The 12350-nt window shown below is 57.6% G+C and carries 11 protein-coding genes and 1 pseudogene; 5 read left to right on the top strand and 7 right to left on the bottom strand.

From position 1 onward, the window contains the following. Positions 1-198 precede the first annotated feature (198 nt). Together F8N80_RS23965 and F8N80_RS23960 are read left to right on the top strand one after the other, a co-directional pair. A complete protein-coding gene (locus tag F8N80_RS23965) occupies positions 199-1701 on the top strand; it encodes an aldehyde dehydrogenase family protein (RefSeq protein WP_150784826.1) in 1503 nt (500 codons plus the stop codon). 55 nt (positions 1702-1756) lie between these two features. Further along, positions 1757-2107, top strand: coding sequence for a BON domain-containing protein (locus tag F8N80_RS23960; protein WP_150748870.1), 351 nt, complete (start codon positions 1757-1759; stop codon positions 2105-2107). A gap of 90 nt (positions 2108-2197) precedes the next feature. Here the strand turns inward: F8N80_RS23960 and F8N80_RS23955 are convergent, their stop codons facing one another. The 4 genes from F8N80_RS23955 to F8N80_RS23935 form a co-directional block, all read right to left on the bottom strand. Beyond that, the gene (locus F8N80_RS23955; RefSeq protein ID WP_150784825.1) at positions 2198-2500 is read right to left on the bottom strand and encodes a hypothetical protein; all 303 of its coding nucleotides are present in this window, start codon (positions 2498-2500) and stop codon (positions 2198-2200) included. A 136-nt stretch (positions 2501-2636) separates the two neighbouring features. Further along, the gene (locus tag F8N80_RS23950; RefSeq protein WP_150784824.1) at positions 2637-2966 is read right to left on the bottom strand and encodes a hypothetical protein; all 330 of its coding nucleotides are present in this window, start codon (positions 2964-2966) and stop codon (positions 2637-2639) included. A gap of 533 nt (positions 2967-3499) precedes the next feature. After that, the gene (locus tag F8N80_RS23940) at positions 3500-3991 is read right to left on the bottom strand and encodes a GNAT family N-acetyltransferase (protein WP_150784823.1); all 492 of its coding nucleotides are present in this window, start codon (positions 3989-3991) and stop codon (positions 3500-3502) included. Positions 3992-4055: 64 nt separating this feature from the next. Further along, positions 4056-6005, bottom strand: coding sequence for a DNA topoisomerase III (locus F8N80_RS23935; protein WP_150784822.1), 1950 nt, complete (start codon positions 6003-6005; stop codon positions 4056-4058). 202 nt (positions 6006-6207) lie between these two features. Here F8N80_RS23935 and F8N80_RS23930 point away from each other — a divergent pair, with 202 nt between their 5' ends. Beyond that, positions 6208-6576 carry a DUF427 domain-containing protein gene (locus tag F8N80_RS23930; protein ID WP_150748884.1) on the top strand — a complete coding sequence of 123 codons (369 nt, stop codon included), beginning with the start codon at positions 6208-6210 and terminating at the stop codon, positions 6574-6576. Positions 6577-7058: 482 nt separating this feature from the next. On the opposite strand, the pseudogene F8N80_RS23925 reads toward F8N80_RS23930, so the two are convergent. After that, positions 7059-7711, bottom strand: a pseudogene (locus tag F8N80_RS23925) (transposase); the annotation flags it as partial. A 958-nt stretch (positions 7712-8669) separates the two neighbouring features. Here F8N80_RS23925 and F8N80_RS23915 point away from each other — a divergent pair. Then, positions 8670-10046 (top strand): hypothetical protein, encoded by a 1377-nt coding sequence (locus F8N80_RS23915; RefSeq protein ID WP_150784821.1) that lies wholly within the window; start codon positions 8670-8672, stop codon positions 10044-10046. On the opposite strand, the gene F8N80_RS23910 is transcribed toward F8N80_RS23915, so the two are convergent. Beyond that, a complete protein-coding gene (locus tag F8N80_RS23910) occupies positions 10005-10400 on the bottom strand; it encodes a hypothetical protein (protein ID WP_224790753.1) in 396 nt (131 codons plus the stop codon). The two genes, F8N80_RS23915 and F8N80_RS23910, sit on opposite strands and share 42 nt — an antisense overlap. 154 nt (positions 10401-10554) lie before the next feature. Between F8N80_RS23910 and F8N80_RS23905 the strand changes: the two genes are divergently transcribed. After that, positions 10555-10740, top strand: a complete 186-nt coding sequence (locus F8N80_RS23905) for a hypothetical protein (RefSeq protein WP_150784820.1) — start codon at positions 10555-10557, stop codon at positions 10738-10740. A 279-nt stretch (positions 10741-11019) separates the two neighbouring features. Here F8N80_RS23905 and lldD read toward each other — a convergent pair whose 3' ends face one another. After that, positions 11020-12162, bottom strand: coding sequence for an FMN-dependent L-lactate dehydrogenase LldD (gene lldD / locus F8N80_RS23900; RefSeq protein WP_150784819.1), 1143 nt, complete (start codon positions 12160-12162; stop codon positions 11020-11022). Between the last annotated feature and the right edge of the window lie 188 nt (positions 12163-12350).

Raw genomic sequence — 12350 nt, 5'->3', positions numbered from 1 at the left:
TCAGGCAGGTGTATCTGCGGTGTGTCTTTGCTGGCGGGTTATAGGGATGTGGTGTGTCGGGAGGGGGGCTATACACACACTGATACACAGGCAACACCCATCACAAAATGTGGGGGCAGGGTTTAAGGCATCGATAATGACGCTCCACGGATTTTGCTATACATTTTCCAACCGCCCATTACATGGTGTAACCGATTCATGTCTCTTGCGCTCGAACGTCTGGTTGCTGGCACTCCGATCCCTTTCGCCGGTAACCGTGTCACGGTGGTCAGCCCCGAACTGGCAGCGCGCTTCCAGCCCGGTGACCACTTGCTGGTGGAGCAGCTCAGCGGTGAATTGTTGCTGATTCCGGTGGCGGACCAGCAAGCGGCGACTGTCGCGATCGAGCGCGCGCAAGCGGCCTTCAAGGCAATGTCCGCGTTATCGGATCAAGCGATCAGCGGGTTCTTCGATCTGTTCGCCCAACGCCTGGAAGCCCAGGATTGCTGGGCCTTGATCGAAGCCGCCAACCTGGCGGACATCGAACGGGCCAAGGCGCGCGGACGTTCCACCACGCGCCTGCTGGCCGATGAGCGCATGCGCCGCGACATGATCACCGGCCTCAGGGCCTGGCGCGATGCGCCGGCCACCCGGGGCAAAGTGATCAGTTGCATCGAGCATGACGGCTGGAAAGTCGAGCAAGTGGTGTCGCCCCTGGGCGTCGTCGCCTTTGTCTTCGAGGGCCGTCCAAACGTCTTCGCCGACGCGGCGGGCGTGCTGCGCACGGGAAACACCGCGGTACTGCGCATTGGCAGCGATGCGTTGGGCACCGCGCAGGCGATCGTCACCCACGCGCTGAATCCGGCACTGGCCGACGCCGGGTTGCCGACCGGCGCCGTGTCGCTGGTGGAAAGCGTCAATCATGCCGCCGGTTGGGCGATGTTCGCCGATCGACGCCTGTCGCTGGCCGTGGCCCGTGGTTCGGGCCGGGCTGTCAGCCAGTTGGGCAGCATCGCGCAACAGGCCGGCACGGCCGTCAGCCTCCACGGCACCGGCGGCGCCTGGCTGATCGCGAACCAGGATGCCGATGCCGGACGCTTCGCCGCCGTGGTGCGCAATTCCCTGGACCGCAAAGTCTGCAACACCCTGAACGTTTGCCTGATCCACCGCGACCGCGCCGCCGAGCTGGTGCCGCTGTTTCTCGAGGCGCTGCAACAGGCGGGCGTAGCCCGGGGCCAGGGCTGCAAGCTGCACATCGTCGAGGGTAGCGAGGCGTACTTGCCGAGCGATTGGCTGACGGCGAGTGTCGAGGTGTACCGCGCCGAAGGTTATCGATCCGAACCCTTGGCCGAACCGCTGCCCGAAGATCAGTTGGGCCGCGAGTGGGAATGGGAAGAAACCCCGGAAGTCAGCCTGAAGATCGTCGACGATCTGGACCAGTCCATCGCCCTGTTCAACCGCTACAGCCCGCAGTTCACCGTGTCGTTGATCAGTGACGATGCCCAGGCTCAGGAGCGCTTCTACAACGCGGTCAACGCGCCTTTTGTCGGCAACGGCATTACCCGCTGGGTCGACGGGCAGTACGCGCTGAACAAGCCGGAACTGGGTCTTTCGAACTGGGAGAGCGGTCGTCTGTTCGCTCGCAGCGCCATTCTCTCCGGTGATGGGGTATTCACCATTCGCAGTCGCATGACGCAGACCGATTTGTCGGTCAAACGCTGAGTCGGCAACGGCCGCACTATAATGAAGGTATGTTTGTCTGGCGGAGGGTTGCACCATGAAACGTCATTCCTTTGAGCATTACTCTCATAACCTGGAAATGGTCGCGCACGACGCGTGGATTACCACTCGGGTGAAATCGGCATTGGCAATGGCCAAGCCAGGCCTGGGCCTGCATATCCATGTCAAGACCCTGGCTGGCACGGTGCTGTTGAGCGGCCGCGTCGACACCCATCGAGAGTGTGAGCAGGCTGTTGCTCTGGCCCGTTCGGTCAATGGTGTCGTCGACATCGATGCCAGTGGCTTGCAGACGCACGTGTTCACACCGGGAAGTGTTCCAGGTGCGCCCGACGCTGAAGAGAGCAGTGAGTATCGGCCACCCTCGTCAAGGAAGATGGACGACAAATGATCAGCGCGATCGCCTGAATGCAGCGCTCCCTGAGCCGGGGCGCTGCAGTGCAGGCTCGGTGGCCTTTATGAAGTGGGTGTTGGCTGCGGGTCAATCATCCACTGACTGGCACACGCCGTTGGGCGCCTTGCCGGTGGAGGACACGGTCACCGAGTCGTCATCGGCGAGGATGATCGAAATCATGACGCCCGAACCCTTGGCTTCGAAGCGGCGATCGTCGATGGCTTTGGTGGTGGCTTCCTTGTTATTGATCAGTACCGGGCCGTCCTGATCGGCGCGGACGGTAATTTTACCTGGGCAGTCCACATCGAATGAGGGAATGCCAGGGATGCTGTTGGCCTGGGCAGCATGGGTCATTACCAGCAACACCAGGAATGTCAGGGCACTTTTCATCGCAAGTCTCCAGGGACCAACAGCGCATAGGGTTAACGATAGCTTTGTTTTGCTGTGCACGAGACAAACAAAAAGGCCCCGCTCGAGCGTCGAACGGGGCCTTTTTCATGGAGGGGCTGTGGCCCGTGGAAGGCAATCAGTAGAACCGGTCGATCACCCGAACTTCGTTCTGGTTCTGCATCGAGGCCCACGCCTGTTTCAGGGTTTGCAGGACATTACCGATGAAGTCGTTGTCGGCCGCGGCTTTCTTGCCGACATAACCCTGGCCGCGACGGTACATCTTCAGGCGGGCGGCCAGATTCTGGTTGTTCTGGTCGAACTCGGCTTCATGGGCATGCGGCGACAGGCAGTCGATATGGACCTGGCCCGACTTGCTGATCCACAGGATATGGCTGTCGTGGCTGTCTTTTTGCGCCGCGAACAGACGAGCCAGTTCATCGATAGTGGGTTGATTGTTCAGATTCATAATAAAGCCCCTTGACCATTTGGTGATCTTTCAAAGTTGATTCGCTAATACAGGTAGCCCATCGGTTAGTTGATCCCTGGCACCGAAACCAGGACGTCAGCGGTCGACCGACAAAAATGACGGGGTCCGCGTCTGTTGCATGTAGTCGTGCTGAATAACTGCTACGCAATAGCGTCACAACGAAGAGAAGCGGCGAAAACCTTCATACCACTGCCGACGTTTTCAGGGTCGGCCACAAGCTTCATGAGGATTGATCGCCAGCGCTTCTCGCCCTTGTACTGGACGTTCAGGCCAGGTCAGCTTCTTCAATCTGCCTTGTGGGCAGCGTGTATCCGGGAAAAACAGCTCGGCGGTCAGACGAGCTTGCTCAAACGTGTTGCCTGTACTCCCGATCGGGGAGACATCTGCATCATGCAAGGGCAAAGCGGAGGCGTCAACGGTTTTGTAGTGATTATTTTTGTTCACTACATATTGTCGGACAAAGCTGTTTGGAATTAGATAGGCGGCAGGAAAAGCGCCATTCAGGGCGACGGCTACGAGCGCTGGAAGCGGTAAAAGGTACAGGGGTAACCGTCCACCGGCCGTTGATGCAGCGTGAACTTGCCACCGGTGAATTGGGGCATCACCCTCGCCCAGAACAACCGCGCCGGCTGGTTCGCATCGATATGGAAAATGTGCCATTGACCGGGGAATTGGCTCAAGAGGGTGGAAACGACAAACTTCGCGACGCCCTGGCCACGAAAACGTCGACTGACGAAAAGGTAGCCGATGTTGAAGTGGGCGCCCGCTAGATGGACGACGTCATCCACGGTCACGAAACCGGCCAGTTCGTCGTCGACCTTGATCAGGAATGGGCGGGTCGCGGGATTGCGCCAGTAATCCAGCAGGGGCTGGAAATTGAAGATGCCATGCCCACCGAGCTTCAGCGGCAGCCACTCGCTGAAGTCATACAGGTAGAACTGCATCAGGTTTTCAATGGTCTCCAAGTCGTCGCGCTGGGCGGTGTGCAGTTCTATCGACGGCATGAGGGCAGGTTCCTGATGCGGAGTTATGGGAACACTAGACCATTACCTTCAGCCCGAACGGTTTTCAAGCCTTGCTCGCCGGTTTCGCCGTGCGTCTGGTGCTCGTCGAGGTTTTGCGCTTGGCAGGCTTGCGTTTGTTCTTCCACGGCGTGGCGCCACGACCGGCCGGGCTTGCCGGGCCGCTGATGGTCAGGTTCAGGCCGGCGCAACGGGCGACTTGCTTGCTCATCCACGCGGCCTGCTTGGTGACGAATTCTTCCAGGCTCATTTCACCGCTTTGCACCATGTCCAGCGCCTGCTCCCAGATCGCCGTGGTCCCGGGATCGGCAATGGCGCGCGGCACCGCATCGATCAGGCTGAAGGCGGCCGGGGTCGCGGCCAGGGCCTTGCCATTCTTGATCAGATAACCACGGTCGAGCAGCCCCTGGATGATCGAGGCCCGGGTCGCTTCGGTGCCGATGCCGGTGGTGTCCTTGAGCTTTTGCTTAAGCAGCGGATCTTCCACCAGTTTGGCGACGTTTTTCATCGCCTTGATCAGGTCGCCTTCGGTAAACGGCTTGGGCGGTTGCGTCCAGAGGTCCTTGAGCTTCACGTCGGCCACCGCGCAATCGCGCCCTTGCGCCAATGCCGGCAGGGTTTGCGGCGCCGGGGCTTCGCGACCCTTGGCCGGGGCAAGGGCCTCGGGCAGGGCGCGCTTCCAGCCGGGCTCGACGATTTGCTTGCCCACGGCGCGCAAGGCTTCACCGGCACAGTCGAAGTCGGCCTGGGTGCGGTCGTATTCGTGGTTGGGCAGAAACTGCGCCAGATACCGCGCGCGAATCAGGGTGTAGACCGCCCGCTGCTTGCCCACCAGTCGCTCGAGGTTTTTTGCCGCCGCAGTGGGAATGATGCCGTGGTGCGCGCTGACTTTGGCATCGTTCCAGGCCCGTGAGCGCCGCTGAGGCTGCAAGTGATCGTTCAAGGCGTTCAGCGTCGGGTCGGCCTGCCTCAGCGCCGCCAGGATGCCTGGCGCTTCGCTGTGCTGGCTCAGCGGCAGGTAGCCGCAGTCGCTGCGCGGGTAGGTGATGACCTTGTGGGTTTCGTAGAGTGCCTGGGCGATATCGAGGGTTTCCTGGGCGCCGAGGCCCAGCTTCTTCGAGCAGACCTCCTGCAAGGTGCCCAGGTCGAACGGCAGCGGCGCCACTTCGCGCATCCGCTCGGTGCGCAGCTTGATCACCCGGGCACTCGCCGCGCTGCCAATCGCCGCCGCCGCTTGCTGTGCCAGCGCCTGATCCAGGCAGCGGTCCTGATCGTCGCAAGCGTCGGAGGCCGCCCGCCATTGCGCGGTGAACGCGGTGCCGTCGTGCAGCAGTTGTACGTCGATGGCCCAATAAGCCACCGGGACGAAATCGGCAATGCTGCGGTCGCGATCCACCACCAGGCGCAGGGTCGGCGTCTGCACCCGGCCGACCGGCAATACCCCCTGGTAACCGGATTGACGGCCCAACAGCGTGAACAGCCGGCTCATGTTCATCCCGATCAGCCAGTCGGCTCGCGAGCGTCCCAGTGCCGAATGATAAAGACTGAAGGTCTCGGCCCCCGGCTTGAGCGTCGCCAGCGCCTTGCGGATCGACGCATCGTCCAGCGCCGACAGCCATAGCCGCCGGATCGGCCCGCGATAACGACAATGCTCCACCAGTTCCCGGGCGATCATCTCGCCCTCACGGTCGGCGTCGGTCGCGATCACCAGTTCGGTAGTTTCGCCAAGTAGCCGCTTGACCGCCTTGTACTGGCTGGCGGTACGTGGCTTGACGGTCATCTTCCACTTCTCTGGAATGATCGGCAGGTCTGCCAGCACCCAACGCTTGTAGCGCGCGTCATAGGCGTCCGGCGGCGCGGTTTCCAGCAAGTGGCCGATGCACCATGTCACGGTGACGTCCGATCCCACCCAGCAGCCGTCGCCGCGGCGCCTGGCACCGAGCACGGCTGCGATGTCTTTGGCCTGGGAAGGTTTTTCACAGAGGTACAGCTGCATGGCCACCGTCGTCGATCAGCGTTCGAGAGGTGTACAGAATGGCGGGTGATGAGCGCCGGGGCAATCTTTATCTGTATGGATGTACAGCAAAAGGTGTGGGAGCTTGTCGGAACGCCGCACCGTTCCGTTCGGCTGCGAAGCAGCCGCCTTGGCGAAACATGAGGTATACCTGTTACATCTTTCCATGATCCAGGAGATAGTGATGAAAAGCTCCGGTCCCAATCCTGTCATCACCATTGCAGAACAGCCAGGCTGTCTCCTGGTGAAGTTTCACGGTATTCAGGTGGCCGCCTCCACGCGGGCGCTGGTGCTGTTGGAGGCCAATTATCCTCCGGTGTACTACGTGCCCCGGGAGGACATCGCCGAAGAGTTTTTCGCTCGCACCGATCACACCAGCTATTGCCCCTACAAGGGCGACGCCAGCTATTTCAGTCTGCAGATACCGGGGCATGAAGGCGCCAATGCGGTATGGAGCTATGAAGATCCGAAAGTGTCTGTCGAGCAGATTAAAAACTACGTGGCGTTTTATCCCGATCAAGTGACGTTCGAGATTCTGAAAGACGTTGAGTGATGGTCGCTTCACGGGATGTGCCAGCTGGCGGTTTTCTTGATTGTGTACATATACATTCATGCGGAAACGGCTGCTGACGGTTCCGCCCTTCCGGCGGGTCATTTTCGAAAAGCGCGAAAGTAACCAAAGCGTTCTTGCCCGTTTCGTTCGGTGCCTCGCTTCGGTCCTGCTCCGTGGGCTCGCCGCCATCGGACCATCCATGGTCCAGAGTGTGTAAAAACTAGTTCAAACATCGTCGACGCGTAGCGCCGACGATGTTTGGCTGGCTAATTACACCTAAAGCGTTCTTCGTAACTCCAGCCCGCTTTTAATGCCGCTAGTAACGCTTCTCAGCTCGTCCATCGGGCAAACAGGAGGCTTTTCAGGCCGCCAGCGCTTTCATCAGATTCTGCGTGCCGAGGATTTTCATCACTCGCTTCAAGTTGTAAGTGAGCACATTCAAGCTCATTTCGGTGCTCACCCTGGCAAGTCGTCGGGTCAAAAAGTGTGTCGCACCCATCCATTGTTTGAGCGTGCAGCACTATTGAGCTGAGCTGATCACGGTCCTGACCCACATTGGTCACTTCGTGCGCGACGATCAAATGGTGCTTGGTATCGACAGCCGTCTGCACGTTGTAACCCACGATTCCATTACCGCTCGTGATCATGGAGCGCGCGTCCGGATCGGTCAGCGAGATCTGTTTGTCCGGCGATGCTTCAAGCTGTTTTTCAATCGCCTGAAGCTCCTTCATTTGCGCTTTCAGCTTGGCGATTTTCTCCTCCAGCCCGCCGCCTTTAGGCCCCGAGGGCATGGGCTCTTCCCGATCAGCCGTATCCAGCGCCTTTAGACAACGGGCAATGCTCGATTCGATTTCGTCCATCCGCCGCTTCAGTTTGGCGCTGGTGAAATTGCGATCGCGATGGTTCACGGCCTTGAATTTACTGCCGTCGATGGCAACCAGATTTTCTGCAAAAGCCCCAACGGTTGACACAGCACAAAAAACTGGCGGCAGACACCTTGAATGGCTTTGCTGTTGTCTTTGCGGAAGTTGGCGATGGTCTTGAAGTCCGGCATCAAGCGACCGGTGAGCCACATCAGTTCAACGTTGCGCTGTGCCTCGCGTTCGAGGCGCCGGCTCGACTGGATGCGGTTTAGCTAAAGCAAAGCGAGGCGGCCTAACCGGCCGGCCTGGCTCGCTGGACCGCACGCAATCCAACTGTAGGAGCTGGCTTGCCGGCGATGGCGGCCTGACAGCCGACCAATCTATTTCGACCGTACTCGATCCAACTGGTGGCCGGGCAGGTGGTGCCCCAAAACCGGGCCGCTTCGTTACGTGGGCCGAAGTGCAGACCGGGATTGAGGCTGATCCGAAGGGCCCTTGTTTTTCGAACGCTTTGGTGCGGTAGCGGTCAGCTGAGCTCTGCCAACCTGCCGCAAGCCAATGCGTATGCGATGGTGCGCCGACGCGCCTTGGCGGCCGGAATCAAAATGCTGATTGGCAATCACTCGTTTCCGGCGGCGCGGATCACGGCCTACCAGGGCAATAACAAACCGCTTGGCAACGGACTTCAAATGGGTTCATGAAAATAAACATTCCTCCATTCCCCCATTCGACATTAAAAGATGAAGTTGTTTGTTTAACTTTTGTCCAAAGCCCCAAGAGTGCTACTTATTAAAAATGATAAGGTAGTACTACTGACTAGTTCATTGGAATGCCAGGTTCACTATCGCTACAGTCAGGGCAGTGCAATTCGCGAAGTTTGCCATAAGTCCATTGTTAACCGTGTTTAGGTGCTTTGCATGTTTTTCCCTGTATCAATGTCATTCGCTCCCTTATCGTAGCTGGTAAAAAATCAATGGCCAATAATTAATTTCAGGCGTCAAAAAAACGTTACCTTCATACTTTGCATGGCTTGAATTTATATTCTTTCTGCAATTTGTAGAAATGCTTCTATGCTAAAAAACAACAGTATGATCGCGGTTTACCCCATGATTGGAATAAAAAACGATAAACATTGTGTTTTTATTCCGCAGCTTGGAGTGCCTGTGCGGTGCCTTCTGGTTCGAGGCATCAAGCAACGAATCCGGTGGAAATCGACCGATGGGGGATTAAATGGCTCACACAACAACGCACTCCTCAACCGATGAGACTGATGCTTGCGTCGACGTTTACAGCGAGGGGGAGCTTCGTCACCTGGCGGCCGATTGCGAAGAGCTGAGGGGGCTGGATATCGAGAACCTTTATATATACGACGAATTACGATTTGAAGGGCCAGCAGCCCACGTGCCACCGGCACCGGCGATTACATCCGACCTACCAGCACGGCGAACGCTTTCTCTCTCCAAACCTCGCGATGCATACGCCAAAAAGGCCGAGAGCGAAACGATAAAAATCACGGTGCGGCATTCGGTCTCGCTCAAGATCACAGTCAACAAAGATTTGACCGACCAAGGCCAGCCGATTCCGGCTGAGGCCTATTTTCATTCCGAACCTAGCACTGCTTGTATCGCCTTGCGTGATGAGTGCATTGAAGAAGACGCTACCGATTCGATCGAGCACTCATCCCTTACTTCGCAGCAGCAAATGTTGCTTCATGAAGACGTATCTGACGATTTTTTTGACGGCGCTGTGGAGGTTGAAGATGTTTACCCTCTGGAGAGTCTCGATTGGTTTGATGAAGAGGAGGTCGACAGTGAGGGCGGGGTCGATAGCGGGGGCGTTGATGATGAATATGTAGCCTACGCTCTCGATCCTGAATTGTTCTATGAACCTCGAGAAGATGACGAAGTTTTACTCAGACCAAATGAAAAAATAAGCCGGGAAGATCGAGCGTTTCAGAAGGCCACAGATCTGATCTATAACAGCGGATGGCCGCTATCGGCGCATGCCTTGGTGCATCAAATTTTTATAACGAATGGCTGGGGTGCAGCTAGGCTGGCGTTGGAGCGGGAAATCCACAAAGGAATGACGCCTGATGAGTTGATCCTGGCAGCGCATATCAAGGTGCTCTGGGCTGAAAACGATCACTTCTGGATTGCCTTCAATAAAAGCGGCAGCAGCAATTTGTCGCAGTACAACCTCTCATGGCCTTTGGCGATGCTGGTCGTACGTGCCTTCGAGTCATTGCCTCAGCTGGAGGAGCTTGAGCGATTCGTCGATACACAGTTCGAGTGCTGGTACGAAAGCTTCCATTTGCGCCGGGCATTTCGTTCATTCAACCGGTTTCTTTGGTATCGGATGTCCAACCTGTATGGATGTCTGCCCGCTGATATGCCTTTCAGTTTTGGTAACCCTCGGGATCTGCCTGCGGAGGAATACAGCGATCTGGGGTTGGACGATGTGTTGGATTTCGAGCGGGAGGCTGATCTAAGAGCGGTGGGCCTGAGAGAACTAGAGATGTTTTTGCAACGGCTTCGTGCGTCGAGGCGTCGTCAACGTCAACTGTGGCTACGAGTAGATCGTCTTCGTTTTTTTTCGGTAAATCGCTGAAATAACAGGAAGGCTCCTGGGGATGTTTTTTGCGGCTTCCAGCGAAGTCTTGAACTCGCCGAGCTGAATGCTGAGTTGTTTTTCGACCTCTCTTTGGTGCGCCAATGCCTCACTGGCCAATTTCAGCTGATGTTGATGTTCCGATTGCTCATGGAGCATTTGCTGCTCGCGTTGCCGCGCAAGCGCGACATCGTTCAGCAATTGCTGGTGTTCAGTCTGATGACTGGCTTGCAGCTCGGAGGATTGTTGGGCCAGCTTACTGGCTGCGATACGGCTATTGATCCAGAAGCCGATACCGAGAAACAGCAAGCTGAATAACCCGATCAGGGCCGGAGTGAGGTACTGCTGCGCCATGGGTACATCCTTTTATCGATGGGTTTGGTGGCAAAATGATGTCGCGTTGTGCGTCAGCTGAGGATAGTCCACAAATCATGGCCCCGACGGAATCCGCAGCCGCGCTGCCCGAGCCCCTGCTAGCCTGATAGCTCAAATCTACGGAGCACAGAACATGCAGATGCACGAAGCGGCGAAAGTGGTTCAAGTTGTCGGTGACACGAATGTCAACGAAAAGCTGGCCGACGGTTGGAGGTTACTGGCAGTGCTGCCCGGCACGCCGCTCGGCTCAAGCAGCAGTACGTCGGTCATCTACGTCTTGGGCAAGCGCAAGCCGGTCAGCGAATCGAGCATCAGTTAAGCGATAGGTCTGCATTACGAAAATGGGACACTCTCTTCGAAAGTGACACGCCGTAAGGGTGGCCCCCTGGGTGGCCATTACCGCAGGAATTGATAGGTGCACTCTCAAAAAACCTGGTCGCTTATTAGGCCGCCTTCGCGAGCAGGCTCGCTCCACAATGGTTCCGGGTACATCCGCTTGCACAGGTCGGCTGGCAGGTCGCTATTCATTCTCTTAAGGGAACAGCATCGCCTGCATGGGCGAGGCGTTTTATTGCGGCAGCTATCAGTTCGTGTCAACTTATCGTACTGCATCAACCAGCGTGGATTCATCAATCTGACCAATTGAAGTCACCCCGGTCAATGTCATTGCCACGCGCATTTCCTTGGCAAAGATGTCCAGCATATTCTCCACCCCGCGCTGACCATCGACAGCCAGTGCATAAGCCATCGAACGCCCCAGCAATACGCCTTTAGCGCCCAGCGCCAGCATCCGTACGACATCCAGGCCCGAACGGATCCCCGAGTCGACCAGCACCGTCAGGTCATTGCCGATGGCCTGCATGATCGGCGGCAATGCCCTGGTCGTGGACAGCACGCCGTCCAGCTGTCGCCCACCGTGGTTCGACACGACGATTCCATCGGCGCCGAAGCTGACCGCGTCCCTGGCATCCTGGGGATCGAGAATGCCTTTGATGATCATCGGACCTTTCCAGAACTCACGAATCCACTCCAGGTCGCTCCAGCTGATCGAAGGGTCGAAGTTGTTGGCCAGCCAACCCATGTAGTCTTCGAGCGTGACCGCCTTGCCCAGGTACTTCGACACGTTCCCCAGGTCGTGGGGGCGGCCCATGACGCCTACGTCGAAGGCCCAGGCGGGGCGGGTCATGGCCTGAAGAATTCGCCGCGAGGCGGCAAAAGGCCCTGACATGCCCGAGTGTGCATCCCGGTAGCGGGCGCCGGGCGTGGGCATGTCCACGGTAAACACCAGGTTCTGCACCCCGGCGGCCTTCGCACGCTCCAGCGCGTTTTTCATGAACCCCCGGTCTTTGAGCACATACAGCTGAAACCAGAGGGGTTGTTGGCTTTGACTCGAGACTTCCTCGATGGAACAAACCGATACCGTAGACAGGCAAAGCGGGATGCCTTTGTTTTGCGCGGCTTTTGCGGCCTGCACTTCACCCCGGCGGGCGAACATGCCCGTCAGGCCGACCGGCGCCAAGATGATCGGCATTGCCAGGGGTTGGTCGAAGAGGGTGGTTTCAAGACTCAGGGTTTCGACGTTTTTCAGAATGCGCTGACGCAGGCTGATGTTGGCCAGATCGGCGCTGTTGGCCCGCAGCGTATGCTCCGCATAAGCTCCGCCATCAATGTAATCGAATAAAAAACGCGGGAGTTTGCGGCGGGCTGCCTCGCGATAGTCGGATGCGGATGAAATGATCATGGTGCCTCGGTCTGGAGAGTGGCGGGGCGATGGTTGCGTCGGACCAGATTAACGAAAAAATCAGCGTGCGTTCACGCATTTGAGGGTGTGTGAGGAGCGCAAGGAACATCCATTTCATGTGCGTTGCATTCCGTCAACTGTTACTTCTGACAGTAGACGTGGTTTTTGTGGCGAGAGCACTATCGGAC

This window comes from Pseudomonas fluorescens, assembly GCF_902497995.1.
GTDB lineage: Bacteria > Pseudomonadota > Gammaproteobacteria > Pseudomonadales > Pseudomonadaceae > Aquipseudomonas > Aquipseudomonas fluorescens_BK.
This window is presented reverse-complemented; position numbering and strand designations above follow the sequence as displayed.

Coding starts and splice junctions, on each gene's coding strand:
- F8N80_RS23965 (WP_150784826.1), top strand. CDS start 199: ATGTCTCTTGCGCTCGAACGTCTGGTTGCTGGCACTCCGATCCCTTTC.
- F8N80_RS23960 (WP_150748870.1), top strand. CDS start 1,757: ATGAAACGTCATTCCTTTGAGCATTACTCTCATAACCTGGAAATGGTC.
- F8N80_RS23955 (WP_150784825.1), bottom strand. CDS start 2,500: ATGAAAAGTGCCCTGACATTCCTGGTGTTGCTGGTAATGACCCATGCT.
- F8N80_RS23950 (WP_150784824.1), bottom strand. CDS start 2,966: ATGAATCTGAACAATCAACCCACTATCGATGAACTGGCTCGTCTGTTC.
- F8N80_RS23940 (WP_150784823.1), bottom strand. CDS start 3,991: ATGCCGTCGATAGAACTGCACACCGCCCAGCGCGACGACTTGGAGACC.
- F8N80_RS23935 (WP_150784822.1), bottom strand. CDS start 6,005: ATGCAGCTGTACCTCTGTGAAAAACCTTCCCAGGCCAAAGACATCGCA.
- F8N80_RS23930 (WP_150748884.1), top strand. CDS start 6,208: ATGAAAAGCTCCGGTCCCAATCCTGTCATCACCATTGCAGAACAGCCA.
- F8N80_RS23915 (WP_150784821.1), top strand. CDS start 8,670: ATGGCTCACACAACAACGCACTCCTCAACCGATGAGACTGATGCTTGC.
- F8N80_RS23910 (WP_224790753.1), bottom strand. CDS start 10,400: ATGGCGCAGCAGTACCTCACTCCGGCCCTGATCGGGTTATTCAGCTTG.
- F8N80_RS23905 (WP_150784820.1), top strand. CDS start 10,555: ATGCAGATGCACGAAGCGGCGAAAGTGGTTCAAGTTGTCGGTGACACG.
- lldD (WP_150784819.1), bottom strand. CDS start 12,162: ATGATCATTTCATCCGCATCCGACTATCGCGAGGCAGCCCGCCGCAAA.